The sequence below is a fragment of the Pseudonocardia yunnanensis genome, from assembly GCF_039534065.1.
Classification (GTDB): domain Bacteria; phylum Actinomycetota; class Actinomycetes; order Mycobacteriales; family Pseudonocardiaceae; genus Pseudonocardia; species Pseudonocardia yunnanensis.
The window spans coordinates 186,374-210,829 of the sequence record NZ_BAAAUS010000043.1 but is presented as its reverse complement, the minus strand read 5'-3'; the positions used below and the strand labels follow the sequence as shown (position 1 = coordinate 210,829).

Annotated in this window: 26 protein-coding genes; 11 read left to right on the top strand and 15 right to left on the bottom strand. The window is 70.4% G+C overall.

The genetic code is table 11. From position 1 onward, the window contains the following. The first annotated feature begins 3 nt into the window (after nt 1-3). Together ABD743_RS34505 and ABD743_RS34500 are read left to right on the top strand one after the other, a co-directional pair. Nucleotides 4-1,653, top strand: a complete 1,650-nt coding sequence (locus ABD743_RS34505; RefSeq protein WP_344727299.1) for a phospholipase C — start codon at nt 4-6, stop codon at nt 1,651-1,653. Between the two features lie 125 nt (nt 1,654-1,778). Then, complete coding sequence (locus tag ABD743_RS34500; protein WP_344727297.1) at nt 1,779-2,066, top strand: metalloregulator ArsR/SmtB family transcription factor; 288 nt, start codon at nt 1,779-1,781, stop codon at nt 2,064-2,066. Nucleotides 2,067-2,084: 18 nt separating this feature from the next. Here the strand turns inward: ABD743_RS34500 and ABD743_RS34495 are convergent, their stop codons facing one another. Then, a complete protein-coding gene (locus tag ABD743_RS34495; RefSeq protein WP_344727295.1) occupies nt 2,085-2,705 on the bottom strand; it encodes a DUF5134 domain-containing protein in 621 nt (206 codons plus the stop codon). A gap of 211 nt (nt 2,706-2,916) precedes the next feature. Between ABD743_RS34495 and ABD743_RS34490 the strand changes: the two genes are divergently transcribed. The 4 genes from ABD743_RS34490 to ABD743_RS34475 are packed head-to-tail and all read left to right on the top strand — an operon-like array spanning nt 2,917 to nt 7,461. Then, complete coding sequence (locus ABD743_RS34490; protein ID WP_344727293.1) at nt 2,917-3,765, top strand: nitrilase-related carbon-nitrogen hydrolase; 849 nt, start codon at nt 2,917-2,919, stop codon at nt 3,763-3,765. Further along, nucleotides 3,762-5,051: an aspartate aminotransferase family protein gene (locus ABD743_RS34485; RefSeq protein ID WP_344727291.1), complete on the top strand. Its 1,290-nt coding sequence runs from the start codon at nt 3,762-3,764 to the stop codon at nt 5,049-5,051. Before ABD743_RS34490 ends, ABD743_RS34485 begins: the two co-directional genes overlap by 4 nt. Beyond that, nucleotides 5,048-6,448 carry a dihydropyrimidinase gene (gene hydA / locus ABD743_RS34480; RefSeq protein ID WP_344727289.1) on the top strand — a complete coding sequence of 467 codons (1,401 nt, stop codon included), beginning with the start codon at nt 5,048-5,050 and terminating at the stop codon, nt 6,446-6,448. Before ABD743_RS34485 ends, hydA begins: the two co-directional genes overlap by 4 nt. Nucleotides 6,449-6,459: 11 nt before the next feature. Then, on the top strand, nt 6,460-7,461 hold the full coding sequence (locus ABD743_RS34475; RefSeq protein WP_344727708.1) for a TIGR03842 family LLM class F420-dependent oxidoreductase: 1,002 nt from the start codon (nt 6,460-6,462) through the stop codon (nt 7,459-7,461). Between the two features lie 7 nt (nt 7,462-7,468). Here ABD743_RS34475 and ABD743_RS34470 read toward each other — a convergent pair whose 3' ends face one another. From ABD743_RS34470 to ABD743_RS34460, 3 genes are all read right to left on the bottom strand, one after another. Continuing rightward, complete coding sequence (locus ABD743_RS34470; protein ID WP_344727287.1) at nt 7,469-8,719, bottom strand: FAD-dependent monooxygenase; 1,251 nt, start codon at nt 8,717-8,719, stop codon at nt 7,469-7,471. A gap of 86 nt (nt 8,720-8,805) precedes the next feature. Continuing rightward, nucleotides 8,806-9,189 carry a type II toxin-antitoxin system VapC family toxin gene (locus ABD743_RS34465; protein WP_344727285.1) on the bottom strand — a complete coding sequence of 128 codons (384 nt, stop codon included), beginning with the start codon at nt 9,187-9,189 and terminating at the stop codon, nt 8,806-8,808. After that, nucleotides 9,186-9,461 carry an AbrB/MazE/SpoVT family DNA-binding domain-containing protein gene (locus ABD743_RS34460; protein WP_344727283.1) on the bottom strand — a complete coding sequence of 92 codons (276 nt, stop codon included), beginning with the start codon at nt 9,459-9,461 and terminating at the stop codon, nt 9,186-9,188. Before ABD743_RS34460 ends, ABD743_RS34465 begins: the two co-directional genes overlap by 4 nt. Nucleotides 9,462-9,720: 259 nt before the next feature. On the opposite strand from ABD743_RS34460, the gene ABD743_RS34455 reads away from it, so the two are divergent. Next, a complete protein-coding gene (locus tag ABD743_RS34455; RefSeq protein WP_344727281.1) occupies nt 9,721-10,935 on the top strand; it encodes a 4-hydroxybenzoate 3-monooxygenase in 1,215 nt (404 codons plus the stop codon). A 65-nt stretch (nt 10,936-11,000) separates the two neighbouring features. Then, complete coding sequence (locus ABD743_RS34450; protein WP_241039608.1) at nt 11,001-11,396, top strand: carboxymuconolactone decarboxylase family protein; 396 nt, start codon at nt 11,001-11,003, stop codon at nt 11,394-11,396. 76 nt (nt 11,397-11,472) lie between these two features. Here ABD743_RS34450 and ABD743_RS34445 read toward each other — a convergent pair whose 3' ends face one another. The 3 genes from ABD743_RS34445 to ABD743_RS34435 are packed head-to-tail and all read right to left on the bottom strand — an operon-like array spanning nt 11,473 to nt 14,414. Next, nucleotides 11,473-12,402, bottom strand: coding sequence for a helix-turn-helix domain-containing protein (locus tag ABD743_RS34445; protein ID WP_344727279.1), 930 nt, complete (start codon nt 12,400-12,402; stop codon nt 11,473-11,475). A gap of 27 nt (nt 12,403-12,429) precedes the next feature. After that, entirely contained in the window at nt 12,430-13,995 is a 1,566-nt protein-coding gene (locus ABD743_RS34440; protein ID WP_344727277.1) for a multicopper oxidase family protein, read from the bottom strand. Beyond that, nucleotides 13,992-14,414 carry a hypothetical protein gene (locus ABD743_RS34435; RefSeq protein WP_344727275.1) on the bottom strand — a complete coding sequence of 141 codons (423 nt, stop codon included), beginning with the start codon at nt 14,412-14,414 and terminating at the stop codon, nt 13,992-13,994. Before ABD743_RS34435 ends, ABD743_RS34440 begins: the two co-directional genes overlap by 4 nt. Nucleotides 14,415-14,512: 98 nt before the next feature. Between ABD743_RS34435 and ABD743_RS34430 the strand changes: the two genes are divergently transcribed. Together ABD743_RS34430 and ABD743_RS34425 are read left to right on the top strand one after the other, a co-directional pair. Then, entirely contained in the window at nt 14,513-14,860 is a 348-nt protein-coding gene (locus tag ABD743_RS34430; protein ID WP_344727273.1) for a PadR family transcriptional regulator, read from the top strand. Next, entirely contained in the window at nt 14,857-15,540 is a 684-nt protein-coding gene (locus tag ABD743_RS34425; RefSeq protein ID WP_344727270.1) for a permease prefix domain 1-containing protein, read from the top strand. The genes ABD743_RS34430 and ABD743_RS34425 overlap by 4 nt, the downstream gene beginning before the upstream one ends. A gap of 13 nt (nt 15,541-15,553) precedes the next feature. Here the strand turns inward: ABD743_RS34425 and vapC are convergent, their stop codons facing one another. Both vapC and ABD743_RS34415 read right to left on the bottom strand, forming a co-directional pair. Continuing rightward, nucleotides 15,554-15,961 (bottom strand): type II toxin-antitoxin system VapC family toxin, encoded by a 408-nt coding sequence (gene vapC, locus ABD743_RS34420; RefSeq protein WP_344727268.1) that lies wholly within the window; start codon nt 15,959-15,961, stop codon nt 15,554-15,556. Then, on the bottom strand, nt 15,952-16,170 hold the full coding sequence (locus ABD743_RS34415; protein WP_344727266.1) for a type II toxin-antitoxin system VapB family antitoxin: 219 nt from the start codon (nt 16,168-16,170) through the stop codon (nt 15,952-15,954). The genes vapC and ABD743_RS34415 overlap by 10 nt, the downstream gene beginning before the upstream one ends. Before the next feature lie 64 nt (nt 16,171-16,234). On the opposite strand from ABD743_RS34415, the gene ABD743_RS34410 reads away from it, so the two are divergent. Then, entirely contained in the window at nt 16,235-17,155 is a 921-nt protein-coding gene (locus ABD743_RS34410) for an SDR family oxidoreductase (RefSeq protein WP_344727264.1), read from the top strand. A 12-nt stretch (nt 17,156-17,167) separates the two neighbouring features. Here the strand turns inward: ABD743_RS34410 and ABD743_RS34405 are convergent, their stop codons facing one another. From ABD743_RS34405 to ABD743_RS34380, 6 genes are all read right to left on the bottom strand, one after another. Beyond that, nucleotides 17,168-17,995: an MOSC domain-containing protein gene (locus tag ABD743_RS34405; protein WP_344727262.1), complete on the bottom strand. Its 828-nt coding sequence runs from the start codon at nt 17,993-17,995 to the stop codon at nt 17,168-17,170. Next, complete coding sequence (locus ABD743_RS34400) at nt 17,992-18,915, bottom strand: ABC transporter substrate-binding protein (protein ID WP_344727260.1); 924 nt, start codon at nt 18,913-18,915, stop codon at nt 17,992-17,994. The genes ABD743_RS34405 and ABD743_RS34400 overlap by 4 nt, the downstream gene beginning before the upstream one ends. Nucleotides 18,916-18,939: 24 nt before the next feature. After that, on the bottom strand, nt 18,940-19,653 hold the full coding sequence (locus ABD743_RS34395; RefSeq protein WP_344727258.1) for an ABC transporter permease: 714 nt from the start codon (nt 19,651-19,653) through the stop codon (nt 18,940-18,942). Beyond that, nucleotides 19,650-20,306, bottom strand: a complete 657-nt coding sequence (locus ABD743_RS34390; protein ID WP_344727256.1) for an ABC transporter permease — start codon at nt 20,304-20,306, stop codon at nt 19,650-19,652. Before ABD743_RS34390 ends, ABD743_RS34395 begins: the two co-directional genes overlap by 4 nt. Nucleotides 20,307-20,385: 79 nt before the next feature. Continuing rightward, nucleotides 20,386-21,480, bottom strand: coding sequence for an ABC transporter ATP-binding protein (locus tag ABD743_RS34385; protein ID WP_344727706.1), 1,095 nt, complete (start codon nt 21,478-21,480; stop codon nt 20,386-20,388). A 166-nt stretch (nt 21,481-21,646) separates the two neighbouring features. Beyond that, nucleotides 21,647-24,442 (bottom strand): putative bifunctional diguanylate cyclase/phosphodiesterase, encoded by a 2,796-nt coding sequence (locus tag ABD743_RS34380; RefSeq protein ID WP_344727254.1) that lies wholly within the window; start codon nt 24,440-24,442, stop codon nt 21,647-21,649. Nucleotides 24,443-24,456 lie beyond the last annotated feature (14 nt).

The window sequence follows — 24,456 nt, the reverse complement described above, 5'->3', positions numbered from 1 at the left end:
CAAGTGGGAAGCAGAGCCAGCAGGTGGCGCCTGCAGCGTTCACTACTCGGTGCGTTCGCGCTGGCCGCGGTCGTCGTGCTCGCCGCGTGCGGTGCGTCCCCGACGAACGCCAATGACACATCACCACCGGCCGGCGACCACGGCGACCAGCACGACACAGCCACCCCGATCAAGCACGTCGTGGTGATCTTCGGCGAGAACATCTCGTTCGACCACTACTTCGGCACGTACCCCAACGCCACCAACGCCGACGGCACTCCTTTCACGGCCGACGAGAAAACCCCGAAGGTCGACGGGCTCACACCCGATCTCCTGGAGCACAACCCGAACGCCTACAACCCGCAGCGCCTCTCGCCTGCGCAGGCTCTGACCTGCGACCAGAACCACGGGTACGACGCCGAGCAGGCGGCGTTCAACGGCGGGAAGATGGACATGTTCGTCCAGAAGACCGAGGCCGACAAGTGCACTGGCCAGCCGATCCTCTTCGGCCAGCCGGGCCTGGTGATGGACTACTACGACGGCAACACCGTCACCGCGATGTGGAACTACGCGCAGCACTACGCGATGAGCGACAACTCGTACAACACCACGTTCGGTCCGTCCACGCCCGGGGCGATCAACCTCATCTCCGGCCAGACGCACGGGACGCACGCGGTCACGTCGGTGACGCACGACCCGACGTCGGACTCCTTCGTCATGTCCCCGGACGAGAAGGGGGTCGGCACCGTGACCAGCGACCCCGACCCGGCGTACGACGACTGCTCGGACAAGAACCACACGGCCACCGACAACCTCGCGTTCCAGGACGGCAAGAACATCGGTGACCTGCTGAACGACAAAGGGATCACCTGGGGCTGGTTCCAGGGCGGCTTCCGCCCCACCGGCAACGCCAACGGATACGCGGTGTGCGGACAGTCGCACCAGAACGTCGGGGGCATCAGCGTCGTCGACTACAGCCCGCACCACGAGCCGTTCCAGTACTACGAGTCGACGGCCAACCCGAAGCACCTCCCGCCGTCCTCCGTGGATGCGATCGGGCAGACCGACCAGGCCAACCACCAGTACGACACGGCCGACTTCGACGACGCGCTGAAGGCCGGCAGCATGCCTGCGGTCAGCTTCCTGAAGGCCCCGGCCTACGAGGACGGGCACGCTGCCAACTCGGACCCGATCGACGAGCAGCGGTTCGTCGTGGAGGAGGTCAACAAGATCCAGCAGTCGCCCGAGTGGAACTCGACCGCCATCGTGCTGGCCTACGACGACTCCGACGGTTGGTACGACCACGCCGACGCGGTCGTCAGCGGCTCGAACGACCCGGCGCAGGACTCGGCCATCTGCACCGGCGCGGCGGCAGGGCCCGGCGGGTACGCCGACCGCTGCGGTTACGGCCCGCGGCTCCCGCTCGAGGTGATCTCGCCCTTCAGCAAGGTGAACTTCGTCGACCACACCCGCACCGACCAGACCTCGATCCTGAAGTTCATCGAGGACAACTGGTCGACGGGCCGGATCGGTGACTCGTCGTACGACGACCGCGCGGGCGACCTGTCGAACATGTTCGACTTCACGGGCAAGGACAAGGCACAGCCGTTGACGCTCGACGCGGCCACCGGCGCGGTGGTCGACGACAAGCCGGACACGGGCAGCGGGGGCTGACCCCATCCGACCAGGGCGGCCACCGCGCCGCCCGTCCAGGACCGGCCCGGGCGTACCCCCCTCGCGCCCGGGCTGGTCCGCCTTCGTCAGTTGACGGTTACGTACGGGAGTAGTTACAAATTCTCATGTCGAACGCCGTTTTCGAGGCACTCGCCGACCCCACCCGGCGGCGCATCCTCGAGTTGGTGGCCTCCGGCGAGCGCACGGCAGGCGAACTGGCCGCCGAGTTCTCGACGTCGCGGCCCGCGGTGTCCCGGCACCTTCGGGTGTTGCGGGATGCGGGGCTCGTCGTCTGGCGAGGCGAGGCCCAGCGGCGGCTGTACCGGCTCGACGTCACACCGCTCGCCGAGGCGGGCGCGTGGATCGAGCGCACCCGCAGCAACTGGTCCGACCGCCCCGACGACGCCGAGTGACGCCTCGACGAACCAGGCTCACACCATCGTCAGGAGCATGGCCGACATCGACACGGCCAGCACCAGGTGCCCCGCAGCGGCGGTCTGCGGCGTGCGCAGCGACCAGCCAGGACGCACGGCGACGGACGCGTCGGGGGTCGCGTTCCCGATCGTGACGGAAGGCTGCTCGGCGCAGTCCGTCCGGCGGCACCGATCGGCACATCGGAGCGTGTGCCAGCCGAAGTACCCGGCCAATGCGATGGCGATCGCCGAAGCGATGACGACCACGGAGCCGGAGCCGTGGGATGCGCCTCCCATGCCCGCCATGTGCCCCCCTGCCGAGGAGGCGCTCCCGTGCTCGACGGCAAGCATGAACAGCATCGCCACGCTGCCCACGACATGGTGCCCACGCTCGCCGCCGAGGCCGCCGGAACGCACCACGAGCAGGGCGAACCAGGTGGCGATGACCACGAACACCATGGTCCAGACCGGTTCCGGCACCGGGTTGCCTAACGGGGACGCCATGGCCGCCATACCCAGCGCCATCGCCACGTGAGAGGCCTCGCCGACGACGTCGCGCCGCACCACGACGAGCCGCACGACGTGCAGCACACCGACAGCGAGGCAGGCCACCGCCAGCACTCCGGATCCCCACACCATGCGCGTTCTCCTGCCGTCGGCAGCGCACCCGATCGATGAGTGACGTTAGGTGAGGGACGGCCCGCCGATCTATACCGTCAAGGGGTAGGGGGCACCCGGAAGCGGGCATGTGACGAGGTGGTGACGACCCGGAACGGGTCTTGCGACGGGCCCCTTCGACGTTCGAAGGTGTCCCCTTCCCCTCTTGGGCGAGTACGGCGGAGGTTGGACGATGACGGACTCCCGTGTGGTCCGCGCGGCACTGGTACAGGCGAAGTGGACCGGCGACACAGCATCGATGATCGACGTTCACGAGTCCTATGCGCGCGCAGCAGCAGAGCAGGGCACGAAGGTGATGGGCTTTCAGGAGGTGTTCAACGCCCCGTACTTCTGCCAGGTGCAGGAGTCGGAGCACTACCGCTGGGCCGAGCCGGTGCCGAACGGCCCCACCGTGCAACGGATGCAGGCGCTGGCCCGTGAGACCGGAATGGTGCTCGTGGTGCCGGTCTTCGAGGTGGAGGACTCGGGCTTCTACTACAACACCGCCGCCGTCATCGATGCCGACGGGACATTCCTGGGGAAGTACCGCAAGCATCACATTCCCCAGGTGAAGGGCTTCTGGGAGAAGTTCTACTTCCGGCCCGGCAACCTCGGCTGGCCGGTGTTCGACACCGCGGTCGGCAGGGTCGGCGTCTACATCTGCTACGACCGGCACTTCCCCGAGGGCTGGCGCGCTCTCGGTCTCGCCGGAGCCCAGATCGTCTACAACCCGAGCGCCACGAGCCGCGGCCTCTCGGCCTATCTGTGGAAGCTCGAGCAGCCCGCTGCGGCCGTCGCGAACGAGTACTTCATCGCCGCGATCAACCGCGTCGGCGTGGAGGAGTACGGCGACAACGACTTCTACGGCACCAGTTACTTCGTCGATCCGCGCGGCCAGTTCGTCGGGGATCCGGCGTCGGACAGCGACGAGGAGCTCGTGGTCCGCGACCTCGACCTCGGGATGATCGACGAGGTGCGCCAGCAGTGGGCGTTCTACCGCGACCGCCGCCCCGACGCCTACGGCCCGCTGGTGGAGTCATGAACGACGACCTGCTCGCGCGCACGCGCGCCGTCCTGCCCTCGTGGCTCACCATCTACTACGACGAGCCGATCGAGATCGAGCGCGGCGAGGGCCGTCACGTCTGGGACGCCGACGGCAACCGCTACCTGGACTTCTTCGGCGGCATCCTCACCACGATGACGGCCCACGCGCTGCCCGAGGTGACGAAGGCCGTCAGCGAGCAGGCCGGGCGGATCATCCACAGCTCCACGCTGTACCTGAACCGTCCGATGGTGGAGTTGGCCGAACAGATCGCGGCGGTGTCGGGCATCCCCGACGCCAAGGTCTTCCTCACCTCCAGCGGCACCGAGGCCAACGACGCGGCGCTGCTGCTCGCGAGCTCGCTGCGGCGCTCGAACCAGATCCTCGCGCTGCGCAACAGCTATCACGGCCGGTCGTTCTCGACGGTCGCGATCACCGGCAATCGATCGTGGTCGCCCACGTCGCTCTCGCCGTTCCAGGTCTACTACGTGCACGGCGGCCAGCAGTACCGATCGCCGTACGCGGGGTTGTCCGACGGCGAGTACATCGCGGCGTGTGTGGCCGACCTGAAGGACGTGCTCGACCAGGCCGGCGGTGACATCGCCGCGTTCATCGCCGAGCCGATCCAGGGCGTCGGCGGCTTCACCTCGGGACCGGACGGGCTGCTGGGCGCGTTCGCCGAGGTGCTGCGCGAGCGCGGAATCCTGTGGATCTCCGACGAGGTGCAGACGGGCTGGGGACGCACCGGCGAGCACTTCTGGGGCTGGCAGGCGCACGGTGCCGCCGCGCCCGACATCGTCACGTTCGCCAAGGGCGTGGGGAACGGGTTGTCGATGGGCGGTGTGATCGCCCGCGCCGAGGTGATGGACTGCCTCGGGGCCAACTCGATCTCGACGTTCGGCGGATCGCCGCTCACGTCGGCGGGCGCGCTGGCCAACCTCCGGTACCTGCTCGAACACAACCTGCAGCGCAATGCCGCCCGGCACGGCCCGACCCTGCTCGACGGCCTGCGCGCCGTGCAGAGCCCGATCGTCGGGGACGTCCGCGGCAAGGGGCTGATGATCGGCGTGGAGGTCGTGCGCCCCGGCACCGGCACGCCGGGCGACCCCGCGCCGGAGCTGGCGAGCGCCGTGCTGGAGGCCGCCAAGAGGCACGGCCTGCTCGTCGGCAAGGGCGGGCTGCACGGCAACGTCCTGCGCATCGCGCCACCGCTCACGCTCACCGCGGACGAGGCGGCCGAGGGACTCTCCGCACTAGTGGCATCGATCGAGGAGGTCACGCCGTGACTACGACAGTGATCCGCAACGGTCTGGTCATCACCGCCGCCGACGAGATCGCGGCCGACGTCCTGGTGGACGGCGAGCAGGTGGTGGCGCTCGCCGCCACCGGCTCGACGGTCGCGCAGGGCTGGAACGCCGGCACCATCATCGACGCGTCCGGGATGTACGTCGTGCCGGGTGGGGTCGACGCGCACACCCACATGGAGATGCCGTTCGGCGGCACCTACGCGGCCGACACGTTCGAGACGGGCACGCGGGCCGCAGCGTGGGGCGGCACCACGACGATCGTGGACTTCGCCATCCAGCAAGTAGGCGGCTCGCTGCGGGAGGGCCTCGACGCCTGGCACGCCAAGGCCGACGGCAACTGCGCCATCGACTACGCGTTCCACATGATCATGGCCGACGTCAACGAGGGCTCGCTCAAGGAGATGGAGGCCCTCGTCGGTGAGGGGGTCACCAGCTTCAAGCTCTTCATGGCCTACCCCGGCGTCTTCTACAGCGACGACGGGAAGATCCTGCGTGCGCTGCAGAAGGGCGCCGAGACCGGCGGCCTGGTGATGATGCACGCCGAGAACGGCATCGCGATCGACGTGCTGGTGGAACAGGCCCTGGCGAAGGGCCACACCGATCCGCGCTACCACGGCGAGGTGCGCCACGCGCTGCTCGAGGCCGAGGCCACGCACCGGGCGATCAAGCTGGCTCAGGTGGCCGGCGCGCCGATCTACATCGTCCACCTCTCGGCGGCGCAGGCGCTCGCGCAGGTCAGCGCGGCGCGCGACGAGGGCTACAACGCCTTCGCCGAGACCTGCCCGCAGTACCTCTTCCTCTCCACCGACGACCTCGGCAAGCCCGGCTTCGAGGGCGCCAAGTACGTCTGCTCCACGCCACTGCGTCCGGCCGAGCACCAGGCGGCGCTGTGGCGGGGACTGCGCACCGACGACCTGTCCGTCGTCTCCACCGACCACTGCCCGTTCTGCTTCAAGGGGCAGAAGGAGATGGGGATCGGCGACTTCTCGAAGATTCCCAACGGCCTACCCGGCGTCGAGACCCGGATGGACCTGCTGCACCAGGGCGTGGTCGAGGGCCACATCTCCCGGAAGCGCTGGATCGAGATCGCCTGCGCCACCCCGGCCCGGATGTTCGGCCTCTACCCTCGCAAGGGCACGATCGCACCGGGCGCCGACGCCGACATCGTGGTCTACGACCCGACGGCCACCCAGGTGCACTCCGCGGCGACGCACCACATGGCCGTCGACTACTCCTGCTACGAGGGCCGCGAGACCACCGGGAAGGTGCACACGGTGCTCTCCCGCGGTCGGGTCGTCGTCGAGGACGGGGAGTACCTCGGGAACGCCGGCCACGGCCGCTTCCTCAAGCGAGACACCTGCCAGTACCTGCGATGAAGGGAGTCCCGTTGGACATCGGGCTCGTCCTGCAGACCGACCCACCGGCACAGACCGTCGTCGACCTGATGGCGCGTGCGGATGAGCTGGGGTTCAGCCACGGCTGGACGTTCGACTCGCAGGTGCTATGGCAGGAGCCCTACGTCATCTACCCGCGCATCCTGGAGCGGACCTCGCAGCTGATCGTCGGGCCGATGGTGACCAACCCGAGCACCCGGGACTGGACGGTCATCGCCTCGATGCACGCCACGCTGAACGAGATGTTCGGCAACCGGACGATCTGCGGCATCGGCCGCGGCGACTCCGCCGTGCGCGTGCAGGGCCGCCCGCCGACCACACTGGCCCGGCTCGAGGCGTCGATGCACGTGATCCGGGAGCTCGCCGAGGGCAGAGCGGTCGACGTGGACGGCACCACGGTGCAGATGCCCTGGGTTCCGCAGGGGGCCTCGCTGCCGGTGTGGATGGCCGGGTACGGCCCGAAGGCGCTCGACCTCGTCGGGCGGGCCGCCGACGGGTTCATCCTGCAGCTCGCCGATCCCTACCTGGTGGAGTGGACGGTCAAGACGGTCCGGGCCGCGGCGGAGGCCGTGGGCCGCGACCCGTCGGCGGTCACCATCTGCGTCGCCGCGCCGGCCTACGTCGGCTCCGATCTCGGCCACGCCCGTGACCAGTGCCGATGGTTCGGCGGCATGGTGGGCAACCACGTGGCCGACCTCGTCACGCGCTACGGCGAGGCGTCGGGCGCGGTCCCCGCGGGGCTCACCGCCTACATCAAGGGCCGCGAGGGCTACGACTACAGCTATCACGGCCGCGCCGGCAACCATTCCAGCGATTTCGTGCCCGACGAGGTGATCGACCGCTTCTGCGTGCTCGGGCCGCCCGCCGCCCAACTGGACAAGCTCGCCCAGCTGCGGGAGCTCGGAGTGGACCAGTTCGCGATCTACGCCATGCACGACGCGCGGGAGGAGACGATCGAGGCGTACGGGAGCTCGGTGATCCCCGCACTGTCCTGACCACCGCTCAGCGGCCCGGCGCAGAACCGTTCAGGATCTGCGGCACCGGCGCCGGCACGGCCAGCGCCCGCGCCGAGCGACGACCCACCAACCGCGCGAACCCCGGCACAGCGCAGAGCACACGCAGCGCCAACGGCGGCCGGGGATCCCCGGAGAGCAAGCGCTGCGCCGCGCTGCGCTCCACCTGCACCTGGGACCGCTGGTCCCGGTCCACCAGCGGCCGCCGCGCCCGCTCCACCTCGGCGGCCGCGGCGTCGATCGCCGCGTGGTCGGGCACGGCGGCGGTGAGCGGCCCGACCAGCCGGTTGGCCGCCTCGGCGGCGTCGAGGATCGCAAGGTTGATGCCGTTCCCACCGACGGGCGAGATCACGTGCGCGGCGTCGCCGATGAGCAGCAGCCCCGGCTCGGTCCAGCGATCGAGGCTGGTGATCCGCACCGGCAGCAACGAGAGCTCGTTCACGTCGGTGAGCAGCTCGACACGGTCGTCCAGCCATGGCACCAGGCGGCGCAGCACAGCTGTCAGCGGCCCGACACCGCGCGCCCGTACCTCGGGGAACGAACCGGCGGGAATGGTGAAACCGATCTGCCAGTCGGTGCCCTGCCCGAGCACCGCGACGTTCTGGCCCGGCTCGCAGCGCAGCTCGAGGCCCGACATCGCGGGGTCGCCGGGCCGGCGCGGCACGGCGAACCAGCAGATGTCGAGGCTCGCCCCGAGTTCGGTGGCGTGGACTGACGCGAGCTGACGGATCTTGGAGCTACGCCCGTCAGCGGCGACCACGAGGTCGGCCCACAGCTCGTGGCGCTGCCCGTCGCGCTGGTACTCCACCCCTGCCACCCGCCCGGCCCCGCCGCGCAGGAGCGACGAGACCCGCGCGCGCATCCGGACGTCGACACCGGGGAAGCGCTGCGCCTGCTCCGCCATGAACGGGAGGAACACCGCCTGCGGCACCAGCGCGTAGTAGGGATGGGTGCGGCTGGCGCTCCGGTAGTCGGCGAGCGTGTAGGCGCGCGCGGGCGTGCGCCACACGAACGCATCGGCAACCGTGTGCGGCAGCGTCTCGAGCATCGGCGCGGCCAGGCCCAGGACGTCGAGGTGGTCGAGGATCGACGGGGCGATGCTGTCGCCGCGGAACCGGCGGTCGAAGTCGCCGCGGGATTCGAGCAGCGTCACCTTCGCCCCGCCGCGGGCGAGCAGGTAGGTGAGCACCATCCCAGCCGGACCGCCGCCGACCACGACACACCGGACGTCCTCGTTCATGCGGCCCCCGTCGCTTTTGCCCGTTCCGACGGTAAGCGAAGCCGACAACCGGGGCGCGTCGACGGGGACGTCGAGCTGTTCGGGCGTCAGCGCAGCAGCCGCACCGTGACGCCCGCGTCGACGGTCTTCCAGGCTCGGTCGGCGGTGATCGCCTCCAGGGCGAGCCGGTGTGCGAGGGCGAGGCACGCTCGATCACCGAGAGACAAGCCTGTCTCGCGGCCGGCATCCCACAGCTCCGCCGCGCGCTGGGCGTCGTCCGGTGTGAAGGGCTCGATCCGCAGGCCGAGCTCCTGCAGTGCAGCCGCCATGGCCGAGGCAGGATGGAGCCCACGCTGTGAGAGCTTCTGCAGCACCTCTGACCAGTTGACCGCCGACACGGCGGCGCCGTCGAGCACCTCCTCCACCGCATCCGCCCCGGGCTCGCGGTACAGGAGCGCGAGGATCGCCGAGGCGTCGAGTACAGCGGTCATCGGGAGGACTCCCCGGCCTCTCGGCGCGCCGACGCACGCCGATCGGCGATCAACTCGTCCACCGCGCTACCGGTCGCCCCCGACGCCGCTGCCTCACGGGCCACGGCGTCCTGGATGCGCACGAGAAGGTGGCGCCGTTCCTCGAGCACGAGCCGTCCATCCTCCACATACGCGACGAGCCGCGACCCCGGGGCCAGTCCGAGCTCCTGGCGTATCTGTGCCGGTATCGTCACACGTCCTTGATCATTGACGGATACCTCAGTCTGTGTCACGAGCTGAGTTTACGTGTCACCTCACCCGTTACCCCGCCCGGATCGCCTTCCTGGCGGATCAGGGGTTCGGCCAAGCGCCCCTGCCTCCGTCATGACGGACCGGTTTCACAGTCGGCACCACGGTCGCAGAGGCCGTTTACCAGCCAGAAGAGCTGAACAGAGATGCTCTCGGGGCGAACTGGACTCGGCGCGATGTGCAACGGGCGACAGTTCTTTCGACGTGACTGAAGGGCCACGTTCAAAGGGGCAGGGTGTGGCTATGGGCCGAGATCCCGACGCCGAGCGAGCCGTCGACACCTCCGTCGTCATCGTCGGCGCCGGGGTGGCCGGACTCGCGATCGGCCGGTTGCTGCGCACGGCCGGGGTGGACTGCGTCGTCCTGGAGACCGAGAGCAGACAGTTCATCGAGCAGCGGCCCAGGGCGGGCTTCATCGAGGAGTGGGTGGTGCGGGCACTGGAGCGCCACGGCCTCGCCGACGGCCTGCTCGCCCACTCCAAGCCGCAGAGTGAGTGCGAGTTCCGGCTGGACGGCGTCCGCCACGTCTTCCGGTACGCCGAGCTGAGCGGGCAGCACCACTACGTCTATCCGCAGCAACTGCTGGTCACCGACCTGGTACGGGCCTACGCGGACGACGCCGGCGGACCGATCCACTTCGGCGTCACCGACGTCGCACTGCACGGGCTCGACACCGAGCGGCCCGCCGTCTCCTACACGGCCGCGGAGACCAGGGAACGACACGTCATCACCTGTGACTTCATCGCCGGCTGCGACGGCGCACGCGGCGTGTCCCGACAGGCCGTTCCCGAAGGCGCGATGCAGGTCATCCGGCACGACCTCGGCATCAGCTGGATGGCCATCCTCGCCAAGGCACCACCGTCAACCACACACGCCACCTTTGGCCTGCATCCACGCGGGCTGGGCGCGTTCATGCACCGAAGCCCGGAGATCAGCCGGTACTACCTGGAGGTCCCGCCGGGCGACAGCCCGGACAACTGGCCGCACGAACGGGTCTGGCGCGAACTGCGGGAGCGACTCGAGGTGCCCGACGCACCCCCGCTCGTCGAAGGGGAACTGCTGGAGAAGCGTGTGCTCGACATGCACAACTACGTCGTCGAGCCGTTGTCCTACGGACGCCTGCACCTGGCCGGGGACTCTGCCCACCTACTGGCGCCGATCGGCGCCAAGGGGATGAACTCCGCGTTGCACGACGCGTTCCTGCTGACCGACGCACTGCGGGCGCACTACGAGCAGGGCGACGACAGCCGCCTGGCCGGCTACTCCGACGACGCCCTCCGGCGCATCTGGCAGTACCAGGAGTTCAACCAGTGGCTGTCGGAGGTCATGCACGGCCCGTCGTCGGACGACCCGTTCCGCGCTCGGGTCGCGGCGGCCCGGCTGCGCCGGATGGTGGGCTCGGAGATCAGTGGCGCGTCACTTGCCGGGCTCTACATCGGGGTGGACGCGGACCACTGATCCACCCGGACAGGACCGACCGGCAACGCAGACGAAGCGATCCACCACAGTCAGGAGAACCCGGAATGCCCTCAGCGGAAGCGTACGAGCGCGGCCTGCGCAACCTGCGCGAAACCAACGGCGAGAACGGTCTGAAGGTCATCGACATCCTGGCCGACGTCTCACCCGAGCTCGGTCAACAGGTCGTCGGTTGGGCCTTCGGAGAGATCTCCGCCCGCCCGAACCTGTCGCGCCGCGACCGACAGCTCCTCAACCTCGGAATGCTCACGGCGCTCGGCACCGAACCCCAGCTCGAGCTCAACATCAACTCCGCGCTGAACATCGGCCTCACCCCGGAGGAGATCGTCGAAGCCTTTCTGCACGCGCTCATCTACTGCGGGCTGCCACGCGCTCTCAACGCCACCCTCGCGGCCAAGAAGGTCTTCGCCGAACGCGGGCTGCTGCCCGTCACGCCCAGCTAGAGAGCACCAGGTTGTGGCAGTGGAAGACGTATGGCCGATCCCGGTCCCGCGCCCGGGCCCGGGCAAAAGTGACGGATCAGGAGTGGCGGTGCTCACGCCGCCAACCGGCCGGCGTCGTCCCGTACTGCCGCCGGAACGCCCGCTCGAACGTACTGAGATCGAGGAACCCGACGACAGCCGCAATGCTCGGCACCGCGAGACGGTCGTATCTCGGGTCGGAAAGCAGCGCCCGTGCCGCGAGTAGCCGCTGCTGGCGAAGGTACGCACCGGGCGTGGTCCCGATCCGCTCGAACAGGGTGTACGCATGGCGGACCGATATGTGGTGCCGCCGCGCCAGCTCCGCGACCCGCAGCTGCGGGTCAGCCAGGTGCTCGCGAATGTGCGTCCGCATCATGTCGAGCAACACGCCCGCGGAGCCGTCCCCGCCCGGTACCGAGGGGGTGACGTCCCGCAGCGCCATCGCGAGCAGATCGATCGCGGCGCGCCCGGCGTCCAGCCGTTGCGGTTCGGTGAGGTCGTCGGCGACCTCGAACAGTCGCCCGAAGTAGCCGGACAGCATTTGCATGGCCGGCGTCGCCGGGTCGATGCTGCGTGCGCAGGCCTCGGTGATCTCGGCGGTGCGGAGCGGAAGCAGCTCACGCGAGAAACGCAGGGTCAGGTTCCCGGTCTCGATCGGCGTGACTCGCTCGTAGCGGCTACGCGCCTCGACCAGCACTCCCGTACCGGCCGCCAGCTCGGCGCAGCGGTCGTGCTGGCGGAGGCGGCCCTGACCGGCCATGTACACGCTGAAGAACATCAGGTCGTCCGCCGGCACCCTCGCTGCCATCCGGTCGGTCCGGACCACCGACATCGGCCCCCAGTGCGACCGGCAAAGAGTCAGGGCCTCGCCCAGCTCGTGGACCGCCGACCGCCCGCGAAAGTCGGGCCCCACCCGGGCGATCACCGGTACGTAGATCTCACTGGTGGCGTCTTCCAGCTCCTCACCGGAGAATTCGTGGATCCGCACGGCCCCCGAGGCTAGCTCCGGGCCAGGCTAGAGAGCACTGTCCACCGTCCGGATCGTCGCCATCATCGCCATATCCTCGTGCTCCAGGTTGTGGCAGTGGAAGACGAAGCGGCCGGCGTGGTCGGTGAACCGGACCGCGACCTCGACGATCTCGGCGGGCCGGATGTCGACCGTGTCCTTCCAACCCACGTCGTACGGGCCGGGGACGGCGATGCCACGGCGCAGCACCTGGAACCCGTCGAGGTGCACGTGCACCGGGTGATGGACGTCGGTGACGAACCGCCACACCTCGATCTCGCCCAGAGGGATGTCGGCCAGCGACTGCTGCGGGTCGAAGGACGTGCCGTTGATCGTCCAGCCGCGGTGGTCGCCGACCGGACCGCGCGTGAACCGGAAGGTCCGCCGCGTCGCGCCGGGAGCCGGCACGAGCTGCTCCACGTCCGCGAGGCGATCGGGCACCCGGCTGTCGTCCTTCGCGGTGCGCACCACCCGGAAGCGCATGACGTCGGTGGTGCGCCCGGTGCCGAGTGGATTGACCATCGTGACCTCGGTGCCGATGGGCAACGCCCCGAAGTCCACGACCACGTCGAAGCGTTCGCCAGGGGCGATCTCCAGCACCTGGTGGGTCACCGGCGCCGCGAGCAGCCCGTTGTCCGACCCGACCTGGACGAGCGGCAGGTCCGGTGCTCCCGGCACCTGTAGCAAGAGCCGGTACCGGCGGGCATTCGAGGCGTTGAGCAGCCGGAGCCGATAGCGCGCGGCGTCGACCTCGTGCACCGGCCAGGGTGCCCCGTTGACCAGCACGACGTCGCCGAGCACTCCCTCCATCCAGTCGTCCTCGACACCCGGAACCGAGCGCATTCCCTGGTCCAGGCCCGGATAGGCGAAGGAACCGTCAGCGGCGAACGCCCGGTCGCAGATCATCAGTGGCAGCTCACGCTCGCCGCGTGGGAGGGGCAGCGCGTCCTCGACGTCGTCACGCACCAGATGGAATCCGGCGAGCCCCCGGTAGACCGACGGACCGGTGAAGTCCATGCGGTGATCGTGGTACCAGAGCGTCGCTGCACGCTGGTCGGTCGGGTAGCGGTACGACCGCTCCCCCGCGGCGAGGTCACCGACCATCCCGTGGTGCGACGCCCAGATCGCGGTGTTGCCCACCGGGAGCAACAGATCCAGCGGCCAGCCGTCGCTCTCCGCCGGAGTGTGCCCGCCGTGCAGATGCACGACGGTCGGCACCGGCAGCTCGTTGCGGTGCAGCACCACCACCGGCCGGCCGCGCCGGGTGTCGAAGGTCGGGCCGGGGTAGATCCCGTCGTAGCCGAGTACGGGCGTGCGTACTCCGGGAAGGATCTCCAGGTCGGCCACCCGCTGCGTCACGCGGTAGAGGTCGGCGCCGGACGGGTCGGTGCCCACGGGCCGGGCCACGGGTGGCACGGGCAGCGGCACCCGGAACGCATCGGGCAGCGGTAGCGCGCTGGCGAGCTGCTCCCCCGTCTGGCCGGGGGACGAGCCGATCCCGCAGCCGGCCAGTGCGACGCCGGCTCCGGCCGCGCCCAGCAGGCCGAGGAAGCCGCGGCGTGACAGCCCGGTCATCGTGGGGTCCGCGGCCGGGCGGCCGACGGGGTCCACACCCATCCGGCCAACAGCACCGATGCGACGACGATGGTGACGCCGAGCGGCACGTGCAGCTCCAGCTCACGGGCGTACCCCGCGCCGATCTGGAAGCCCACGGCGAGGAACAGCAGCACCGCCACCGGCAGCACCCACAGGCGGCCACGACCTCCGAGCACGTAGGCGAACGCGATCACGATCACCACGAGCTCGATTACTGCCAGGAGAGATCCGATGACGCCGTGCACGCCGATCGCGTCGACGTCGCCGGTGAGGAAGAGCCCGGCCAGCACCGGCTGCGCGAGCACGGCCAGCAGGTTCACCGTGATCACCACCCGGAGGGCCCACAACGAGATCCGAGGCCTGCGCGTGATGGGCCGCGCAGGAGCAAGAGTTTCCACGCCTAGAAATTTATAAGTAGCCCGCCTACATATACATCCGGGATATCCCTGATCCTCTCCTGATGTGCTGCCGGCTGAGGTACGTAGAATCCCTACCTGTGAAGCCAGACGCGGTGCGCGGCCACCTCGACGGCCTGATCCTGGCGGTGCTCGAGGACGGGCCCCGGCACGGCTACTCGATCATCGAGGCGCTGCAGACCCGCAGTGGCGGCGCACTGGAGCTACCGACCGGCACCGTCTATCCCGCGCTCCGGCGGCTCGAGCGGGCGGCCCTGCTCTCGGGCGCGTGGAGCACCGTCGGCGGGCGGGAACGACGTACCTACACGCTCACCCGCGCGGGGCGACACGCCCTCGCCGGCCAGCGCGCCGATTGGAACGAGTTCAGCGCCGTGGTGGACGCCGTGCTGCGCCCCGCGGCCGGACGACCCGCCGGAGGGATCTCGTGAGCACACCCGATGTGGTCGACGAGCACGTCGCCGAACTCGCTCGCGCGCTGCGGGGCCCGGCCCGCACCCGCCGGAGCATGCTCAGGGAGGTGCGCGACGGACTGCACGACGCGGCCGCCGCCCACCGCTGCTGCGGCCTCGACCCGCAGCAAGCCGCAGTGCGGGCCGTGCACGATTTCGGCCCCGTCCCGGAGGTCGCACGGGCGTTCCAGACCGAGCTCATCGCGCGCCAGGGCCGGTGGGCGGCACTGCTGCTCCTGGTCGCGTTCCCCGGGATGACTCTGGGCTGGGATCTGCTGTGGCGAAGCGGCGGCGTGGCGTGGCATACGTCTCCGGCGCAACCGGTCTCGGACGTGGTCGTGGGGCTGGCGCGGACGCAGGACACCGCGGCCCTGCTGGTCTCGGCGATTTCCGTGATCCTGCTGGCTGCCACGTTCCACCGTGCGGTGTCGGCTCGGCGAATCGCCGTGCTGGTAGGCCATACCGGCGCCGTCGGCGCCCTGTTCTGCGCCAGTATCGGGGTGGTGATGAACGTGGCCGTCGGTCCCGGCGCCGGCGACCTCATCGCGACGAACCCGTTCGCCCTGCCGGCATACGGGGTGAGCGCGCTCGTCTGCGCCATCGTGGTGCGATCAGCGGTGCGGACGCTGCGCGTGGCGTGCGCCCCGGTCGTGATCTGACGCGGCGCTCACGTCAGATCAATGACCGGACCCGCAGATCCGGAAGAGCCGTGGCGAGCACGTCGAAGTCTCGGTCACGGTGCACGAGGACGGCCCCGGTCCGTAACGCAACAACCGCGATGAGGCAGTCGAGCAGCTTCCGCACCGTGCTCCCCCTGGCCCTGACGGCGCGATATGCCAGAGCAGCGTCGCGATAGTCCACTACGACATCCACCGACAGCAGGGGCAGCCCGCTGGTCAACTTCTCGATCTGCGCGAACGCCCGCTCATCAGCGGCTCCGGCAAGTAACTCCATGACGACAGGCTCGGTGAGGGCGAGCTCGTGCGGTCGCTCCTGCACCAGCTCGCGGACCGCGAGATGCGCCCGTGACCCGGTAGCGCGGAGGAACTCGATCCAGGCAGAGGAGTCGATCAGCTCCACCCTGGCTCCGTGATCTTCGAGGCGCGCATCTCGTCGAGGTCGCCCTCCCAGCCGATTCCCTCCAGGCTGTGGAGGAATTCGGGCGACAGGCGCGGCCCGACGAGCCGCCGGAGTGCGAGGTCGACCGCTTCCTTCTTCGTCCTGAGGCCGTATCGGCGCATCACCTCGGAGACGAGCTCGTCGTCGAGGTCGATGTTGGTCCGTGCCATACACCAATGATACACCGTGGTTACACCGACAGGACCTGACAGGGATTCCTGCCAGCCTCATCGCATGACAACGGACAAATCGCTCGCCGATCGCGTCGCCCTGGTCACGGGTGCGACGCGAGGAGCGGGCCGGGGCATCGCAGTGGAGCTCGGCGCGGCCGGGGCCACCGTGTACGTCACCGGCCGATCGACCACGGCCAAGCGCAGCGAATACAACCGCCCCGAGACGATCGAGGAGACCGCCGAGCTGGTCACGGCGGCCGGGGGCACCGGGATCGCCGTACCCACCGATCACCTCGTGCCCGAGCAGGTCGAGGCGCTCGTCGCGCGGATCGACGCCGAGCACGGCCGCATCGACGTTCTCGTGAACGACATCTTCGGCGGCGACTTCCTGGCCGCGTGGGACACGCCGGTGTGGAAGCACTCCCTCGACGACGGGCTGCGGTTGCTCCGGCTCGCCATCGACACCCACCTGGTCACCGCGCACCACGCGTTCCCGCTGCTGATCCGCAACCCCGTCGGGCTCGTCGTGGAAGTCACCGACGGCACGGCCGAGTACAACGCCGACCACTACCGGCTCAACGTGTACTACGACCTCGCGAAGCTCGCGCCGATCCGGCTGACCCACAGCTGGGCCCACGAGCTGCGCGAGCACGGCGCCACGGCTGTGGCGATCACGCCGGGCTGGCTGCGCTCGGAGCTGATGCTCGACACGTTCGGCGTGACCGAGGCGAACTGGCGCGACGCGTGCGCGAAGGAACCGCACTTCGCCATCTCCGAGTCACCCCGTTTCGTCGGACGCGCGGTGGCCGCGGTGGCCGCCGACCCGCAGCGGGAGCGCTGGCAGGGCGCTTCGCTCTCCTCCGGCGGCCTCGCGCGCGAGTACGGCTTCACCGACCTGGACGGCTCGGCCCCCGACGCGTGGCGCTACGTCGTGGAGGTGCAGGACGCGGGGAAGCCCGCGGACACCACCGGATACCGCTGACCTCGGCCCAGGTCAGCTCAGCACGACGGCGTCGCCCTCACGCACCACGCCGCCCTGGATCACCTCGGCGTAGACCCCGGCGCACGGCAGCACGCCGAAGCCCGGCACCTCCACGCGGTTCTCGGTGAGCGGAATGCGCACGGCGTGCGTGGCACGCGGCAACGGGCCGTGCTCCAGCGTCGGCACCGAGCAGCGCGGGGTGGGCAGGGTGCCGCGCAGCCGCACCTCGCCGATCGTGATCTCCCGCCCGACCCAGTCGTTCTCCGCGTACGGGGTGCCGGACGGGGTGGTGACGACCACGTTGGGCCGGTAGCGCACCGCCTCCGTGCCGATCCGCTCGAGCGTGGCGGTGGTGATCAGGTGCACCGGGGCGTAGTCGACGAAATTGCCGCCGGTGGTGCCCTGCGCGATCTCCAGCGTCTCGTAGGGCACCTCGGCCTCCACGCCGCCCGCCAGCACGTCCTCGGGATCGGGCCGCTCGACGGTGGCGCCGGCCGGCCGGGTGGCCGACAGCACGACGGTGCGCCCGAGCGTCTCCGACAACAGCTCGTCGATGCCCTCGTCAGCCGCCCCGACCGAGCGCCCGTCGGGAAGGGTGATGCGCACCCCGGCGCTCTCGCGAGTGGCCGTGAACCTGAGCAACGCCCGCCAGAGCCGGGGGTGCTTGGCCGTGGCCACGCGGCCGGTGGCCGTGTCGAGGAGGGCGAGCGTGCGGTCGCCCTCGACGCCACCCTCCGCCACGACGGCCTCGTGGAGCGCCTCACCCAGCATCGACTTGACCGGGTAGCGCCGCAGGGCCCCGACCTGCCCGATCGCGCCCGCGGCGCCCGGCGTCGTCATCCCAACCCGTTCTGGTCGAGCCAGTTCTTCGCCACCGTCTCGGCCGACGGCTTCGCGTCGCTCGCAGCCTCGGCGTTGAGCTCGGTGAGCCCCTCGGTGGTGAGCTTGGCCGAGATGCCGTTGAGCACCTGCCGGACGGTGTCGTTCACCTTCGCCTTGTTGATCAGGGGCACCACGTTCTGCGCGGCGAAGTTGTTCTTCGGGTCGGTGAGCACCACGAAGTCGTTGGCCGGGATCGAGGCATCGGTGGTGAAGATGTCGGCCGCCTGCACGTCGCCGTTCTTCAGCGCGGAGACGGTGAGCGGGCCACCGGCGTCGAGGGAGCGGTACTCCTTGAACGTGCACCCGTAGGTCTCGGCGATGCCGGGAATGCCGTCGGGACGGGTCTGGAACTCGGGCGGCCCCCCGAAGACCAGCTGTCCGCAGTGCGGGGCGAGGTCGGCGAGGCTCGTGGCGTTCAGCCGGGTGGCGGTCTCCCGGGTGACCACCACGGCGTCCTTGTCCTCGGCCGCGGACTTGTCGAGCACCGTGAGGGTGCCCGGCAGCGCCGCCTGCAGTGCGGTGTACACGGCATTCGGCTCGGTCTCGGGAGCCTGCTTGTTGACGAACTGCAGCAGCACCCCGGTGTACTCCGGGATCAGGTCGATCGACCCGTCCTGCAGGCCGGGGAAGTAGGTCTCCCGGCTGCCGATGTTGAGCTTCTTCTCCACGTCGATGCCCTTGGCCTGCAACGCCTGGGCGTAGATCTCGGCGAGGATCTGGTTCTCGGTGAAGTTGGCCGAGCCGATGATGATCGTGTCGGAGGGTGCAGCCGGGCTGCCGCCCGACGACAGCGGGTCGGACCCGCCGCCGCAGGCGGCCAGGGATAGGACGGAGATTGCGGCGACGGCGGCCGCACGAGCAATCAGGGAGCGTCTCATCGGTGATCCTCCGCTGGAACGGGTTCAGGCCGCCTGTGAGGCGGGTCGGGGGTCGGGAACGGTTCGCAACCTGCGGCCACGGCTCGGGGCCGTCTGGAGACCGGGTGACACGAGCGTCTTCTGCAGGGCGGCGAGAAGCAGGTCGGCGGCGATCGCGAGTGCGGCGACGAGGATCGAGCCCGCGATCATCTCCGGGAAGTCGCGGATGGCGAGACCGTCGACGATGAAGCGGCCGAGGCCGCCGAGCGCGACGTACGCGGCGATCGTGGCCGTGGAGATCACCTGGAGCGTGGAGCTGCGGATACCGCCGACCACGAGGGGCAGCGCATTGGGAAGCTCGACGCGGAACAGCACATCACGCCCCCGCATGCCCATGCCTCGTGCCGCGTCGACCACCGCGCTGTCGACGTTGCGCACGCCCGCGTAGGTGCCGGCGAGGATCGGCGGGACCGCGAGGATGACCAGCGCGATCAGGGGCCCGATCAGGCCGATGCCGATCGCCCCGACCAGCAGCACGAGCAGGCCCAACGTGGGCAGCGCACGCAGCCCGTTGGCCAGCCCCACCACCAGGAACCCGCCGCGTCCGGTGTGGCCGATCCAGGCTCCGAGCGGGATCGCCAGCACCATCGCGATGGCCATGGTGAGAGCCGTGTAGCCGAGATGCTCCAGCAGTCGCTGGAACACCCCGCCCTGGCCGGTCCAGTTGGCTGCGTCGAACAGCCACCCGAAGTAGTTCATGCGGGGCTCCTCGCCGTGGTGACGGTGCGGCTCCACGGGGTGAGCAGACGGCCGAGGAGCACCAGCGCGCCGTCGACGACGAGCGCCATCAGCAGCACCAGCACGATGCCCGCGATGATCTCCTGGGGGATGTCGCGCTGGAAGCCGTCGGTGAACATCCTGCCGAGACCCCCGAAGCCGATCACCGACCCGACGGTGACGAGGCTGATCGACGACACGGCCGCGACGCGGACCCCGGCCACCACGACCGGCACCGACAGGGGCAGTTCGACCGCGATGAAGCGACGCACCGGCCGATACCCCATGGCCGTGGCCGCGTTCACGACGACGGACGGCACTGCCGAGAGCGCGTCGGCGACCGTGCGCACCAGCAGGGCGACGGTGTAGACCGTGAGCGCCACGATCACGTTGATCGGATCGAGGATCTGCGTGCCGAGCAGCGGCGGGAGGATCACGAACAGCGCGAGCGACGGCACGGTGTAGAGCAGCCCGGCCACGTTGATCGTGAGCGTGCGCCCGAAGCCCGTGCGGTTGGCAAGCCAGCCCAGCGGAACCGCCAGCACGATCCCGAGCACGACCGGGACGAGCGCGAACACGATGTGCTCGAGGGTCAGCCCCCAGATCATCTCCAGGTTGGCGAGCACCCACGTCATCGCAACACCGGCGTGATCGCGGCACCGAGGTCACGAAGTGCGCAGGTCATGGTGGTACCCGACGTCATGGCCGCGTGCCTCACGCCGCCGCCGGGTCGCGGCGGGTGTGCTCGAGCACGCGCAGCACGTCGTCGGCGCTCACCGAACCGGCGACGCCTCCGTCGCCGTCGATCGCCACACCCTGACCGGACGGCGAGGACAGCGCGGCGTCGAGCGCGCTGCGCAGCGAGCCCGACTCCACCTCGTACAGCGAACCACCGGGAATGAGGCACTCCTGCGCGGCCGTCACCGTGCCGGTGCCGGTGCCGTGGATCCACCCCAGCGGCTGCCTCGTCTGGTCGATGACCAGCACCCACCCCGCGTCCTCGGGGACGGTGGCGCCGAGTGCCACCGTGGGCAGCTCGCCCAGCGGCAGGGTGTCGGATGACAGGAAGCCCAACCCGCGGTAGCCGCGGTCGCGCCCGACGAACGCGTCGACGAAGCCGTCGGCCGGGCGGGCGAGCAGCTGGCCGGGCTCGTCGTACTGGGCGAGCACCCCACCGGTGCGGAACACCGCGACCTTGTCTCCGAGCTTCACGGCTTCGTCGATGTCGTGCGTGACGAAGACGATGGTCTTGCCCAGCTCCGCCTGCAGCCGGAGGAGCTCGTCCTGCAGGCTCTCCCGTACCACCGGGTCGACCGCGCTGAACGGCTCGTCCATCAGCAGGATGGGCGGGTCGGCCGCGAGCGCCCTGGCCACGCCGACGCGTTGTTGCTGCCCTCCGGACAGCTGGGAGGGGTAGCGCCGGGCCAGCTCGGGAGCCAGCCCCACCACCTCCATCAGTTCCGCTGCACGCGCGCGGGCCTTGGCCTTACGCCACCCCAGCAACAGCGGGACGGTGGCGATGTTGTCGAGGATCGTGCGGTGCGGGAAGAGTCCGGCCTGCTGGATGACGTAGCCGATACCGCGTCGCAGCTCGGCGGCGTCGACGGCCGTGACGTCGCGCCCGTCGATCGTGATCGTGCCATCGGTGGCCTCGATCATGCGGTTGACCATCCGCAACGACGTGGTCTTGCCACATCCGGACGGACCGACGAAGACCGTGATCCGCCCCGCGTCCACCGTGAGATCCAGGCTGTCGACCGCAACGGTGCCGTCGGGGAAGCGCTTGGTCACTCCCCGGAACTCGATCATCCGGGAGACCTCCGCTGTGCTCACCGACGACCTCTTGCCGGTCGCCGCATCGCAGCGAGGCTAGCCCGGTCCACCGACAGCCGCGACCGATTGTGCTCGGACCGAGATCAGCCGGGACAGCGTTGAACGGCCCGTCCCGACGACGACGGGGCCGCTCAACGCCCTCCTACGGTGTGGCCGGCGCCGAGGCCGGCGTCGGGATCCTGCCGCGCAGGAGCACGTCGCGCAGCCGGAGCGAGGAGAGCGACCGGGAGAAGAGCCACCCCTGGTAGGCGTCCACGCCGATGCCGCGCAGAACGTGGAACTGGTCGGCGGTCTCGACGCCCTCCGCCACCGTGGTGCGGCCCATCGCCCTGGCCATGTCGACCACCGCGCGCGCCACCGCGAAGTCGGCGGGGTCGTCCGCGATTCCTGTGACGAACGCCCGGTCCACCTTGACCGTCTGCGCCGGGAGCTCCTTCAGCCTGGCGAGGGAGGAGTACCCGGTGCCGAAGTCGTCGACGGCGAACCGAAGGCCCCGCTCCACCAGCTCGGCCATCGCGGCCAGCGCGTGCGGCGGGAGCGCGACGAGGCTCGTCTCCACCAGCTCCAGCATCAACCGGTCCCAGGCGAGCCCGGTCTCGGCGATGGTGTCGCTCACGACGGTGAGGAAGTCGGGGTCTCCGGGCAGCAATCCGGCCAGGTTGATCGCGATGGCGGGCTTGCGGCCCCGGTGCTCCGGCCAGCCCGCCGCCTCGCGGGCACCCGTGCGCAGCACCCAGAGGTCGAGCTCACGCAGCAGGCCCGTGCGCTGCGCGACCGGCAGGAAGTCGGCGGGCGAGATGAGCCCCCGGTCCGGGTGTGGCCAGCGGACCAGCGCCTCGGCCGAGAGCACGGTGCCGTCGGGACCGACGACCGGCTGGTACTCGAGCACCAGCGAGTCGCCCGCGATCGCCTCGCGCAGTTCGGCCTCGAGCTCCAGAGCCTGGGTGGCCGAACTGACGATGCCGTCGGTGGCCATCCCGATCGCGCCCCTGGACTGCCTGCGCTTCGCGTCGTGCATCGCTGCCTCGGCGAACCGGAGCAGATCGGCGGCCCGCACCTCGCCCGTCGGCACGGACGTGGCCAGCCCGACCGACGCCGTCAGCTGCACCGGCCTGCCGTGCACCGTGATCGTGGTGCTCAGCAGGTCGGCGACCACCTTGGCGAGCAGCTCGGGCCCCCCGACCTCGGTGTGGTCGGAGCAGATCACCACGAACTCGTCACCGGAGAGCCGCCCGGCCGTGCACCCCACCGGCAGCTCCCGCTGCAGCCGCCCGGCCAGGGTGATCAGGAGGTCGTCGCCCGCCTCGTGGCCGAGCGAGGAGTTCACCCTGGCGAAGTCGTCGAGATCGCCGCACACGACCGCCACGCGGAAGCGCGACGATCCCGAGAGCAGCCGGTCCACCAGTTCCAGGCAGGCCGCCCGGTTGGGCAGCCGGGTCAGCTCGTCGACGGTGCCCGCGCTGCGCAGCACCTCGGCCGCGCGCCTGCGGTCGGAGATGTCGGTGCAGGCGACCAGCCATAGCCAGCCGTCGTCGTCGGCGGCCGTGACGGAGACCGAGATCTCGCACCAGACGGTGGTGTCGTCGCCACGGCGCAGGGGCACCGCGCCCACCCGGTAGGCGTGCCGGGCGCCGGGCGGCACCGGGCGCAGCCAGCTCGGCAGTGCCGGACCCCCGTCGACGGTCTCGACCAGATGGGCTTCGGGGTCGAGCAGCTCGTCGACCGAGAGAGACGTGGCCATGGCACCGCGCAGGCGCTCCAGCGAGGTGTCGAGGAGCCGGCAGAGGCCCTTGTTGGCGTCGATGATCCGGCCCGTCGGGTCCACCAGAGCGACCCCGCCCGGCACGATCGCCATCAGGTCGTCGAAGCGCTGGCCCGACAGCTCGACCTGGCGGCGGGCCAACCGCTCCGCGCTGACGTCGTGGACCACCCCGACCAGCCGCAGCGGCGTGCCGTCCTCGGCCCGTTCCACCTCGGCCCGGCAGCTGAGCATCCGGTTACCGGGCAGCTGCAGGTCGATGTGGTGGTCGGTGCTGTGCGCCCCCGAGCGCAGGCCCTGGCAGAGCATGGCCACCTGCGGGCCCTCGACCGGCGCCGTGCCCGCCCCGTCGGGGTCGACGCCGAGGGAGCGGTAGAGCTCCTGCAGCGTCTCGCTCCGGTGCAGCGTCGACGTGGCCAGCTCGAAGGTCCACGTGCCCACCCGCGCCAACCTCTCCAGCTCAGCCGTCCAGCCCGGATCCACCACACGGCTCTCGAGGTCGACGCAGTCGTTCAGCTCCACCAGCACCACAGCCGACAGCCCGGCCCCCGGGAGATCCCAGCGCACGACCCGCACGCGCAGGGGGCTGCCGTCGGGCCGGATCAGCCGGGCATCGACATCCGGCCCGACGACGAGCTGCGACAGGCTCATCCCGAACAGCGCACTGCGGCCGGCGTCGGCGGGATGGGCCAGCGCGCCGTCCGTGCCCCGGCCGGCGAGGCTCAGCAGTGCGGCGTTGACCCGCAGGATGCGCTCGGCGGAGTCGCAGACGAGCGCGGGAGCCGCCGGCAGCGGGACGATCTCCGGTCCCGCCCCGGCGAGGGAGCTGCCGAAGACCGCGTCCCGCAGCTCCGGCAGGCCCCGCCTGTCGCCACCGGGCCCGTCGAGCTCGGCGAGCTGTACGGCACGCGGCTCGGTGGCGGTTTCGACCGTGCTCTCCGCCTGCCCACTGTCGACGGCGCGCTCGCCCTCGGCCGCCTTCGCGGCGCGGGAGAGGAACATCGCCGTGCGCGCAGGCAGCTCGCGACCGAAAACAGCCTGGCGCGAGCGGAGCAGATCCGCCCGCGCGGCGGCGTCGGTGATCAGTCCGTCTGAGTCCTTCGACTCGGGCGCCGACCCACCGGTCGAACCCTCACCAGAACGGTGTCCGAGCTCATCCACGTGGCCCCCAGCGGTCATGGCGTCTATCTCAC

Excerpts from the sequence above, each read along its gene's own strand:
- ABD743_RS34470 (WP_344727287.1), bottom strand. The coding sequence starts at position 8,719 with ATGAACGAGGACGTCCGGTGTGTCGTGGTCGGCGGCGGTCCGGCTGGG.
- ABD743_RS34465 (WP_344727285.1), bottom strand. The coding sequence starts at position 9,189 with ATGACCGCTGTACTCGACGCCTCGGCGATCCTCGCGCTCCTGTACCGC.
- ABD743_RS34400 (WP_344727260.1), bottom strand. The coding sequence starts at position 18,915 with ATGAGACGCTCCCTGATTGCTCGTGCGGCCGCCGTCGCCGCAATCTCC.
- ABD743_RS34410 (WP_344727264.1), top strand. The coding sequence starts at position 16,235 with ATGACAACGGACAAATCGCTCGCCGATCGCGTCGCCCTGGTCACGGGT.
- ABD743_RS34455 (WP_344727281.1), top strand. The coding sequence starts at position 9,721 with ATGGGCCGAGATCCCGACGCCGAGCGAGCCGTCGACACCTCCGTCGTC.
- ABD743_RS34385 (WP_344727706.1), bottom strand. The coding sequence starts at position 21,480 with ATGATCGAGTTCCGGGGAGTGACCAAGCGCTTCCCCGACGGCACCGTT.
- ABD743_RS34415 (WP_344727266.1), bottom strand. The coding sequence starts at position 16,170 with ATGGCACGGACCAACATCGACCTCGACGACGAGCTCGTCTCCGAGGTG.
- ABD743_RS34500 (WP_344727297.1), top strand. The coding sequence starts at position 1,779 with ATGTCGAACGCCGTTTTCGAGGCACTCGCCGACCCCACCCGGCGGCGC.
- ABD743_RS34485 (WP_344727291.1), top strand. The coding sequence starts at position 3,762 with ATGAACGACGACCTGCTCGCGCGCACGCGCGCCGTCCTGCCCTCGTGG.
- ABD743_RS34440 (WP_344727277.1), bottom strand. The coding sequence starts at position 13,995 with ATGACCGGGCTGTCACGCCGCGGCTTCCTCGGCCTGCTGGGCGCGGCC.
- ABD743_RS34495 (WP_344727295.1), bottom strand. The coding sequence starts at position 2,705 with ATGGTGTGGGGATCCGGAGTGCTGGCGGTGGCCTGCCTCGCTGTCGGT.
- ABD743_RS34390 (WP_344727256.1), bottom strand. The coding sequence starts at position 20,306 with ATGACGTGGGTGCTCGCCAACCTGGAGATGATCTGGGGGCTGACCCTC.
- ABD743_RS34395 (WP_344727258.1), bottom strand. The coding sequence starts at position 19,653 with ATGAACTACTTCGGGTGGCTGTTCGACGCAGCCAACTGGACCGGCCAG.
- ABD743_RS34490 (WP_344727293.1), top strand. The coding sequence starts at position 2,917 with ATGACGGACTCCCGTGTGGTCCGCGCGGCACTGGTACAGGCGAAGTGG.
- ABD743_RS34405 (WP_344727262.1), bottom strand. The coding sequence starts at position 17,995 with ATGACGACGCCGGGCGCCGCGGGCGCGATCGGGCAGGTCGGGGCCCTG.
- ABD743_RS34450 (WP_241039608.1), top strand. The coding sequence starts at position 11,001 with ATGCCCTCAGCGGAAGCGTACGAGCGCGGCCTGCGCAACCTGCGCGAA.
- ABD743_RS34380 (WP_344727254.1), bottom strand. The coding sequence starts at position 24,442 with ATGACCGCTGGGGGCCACGTGGATGAGCTCGGACACCGTTCTGGTGAG.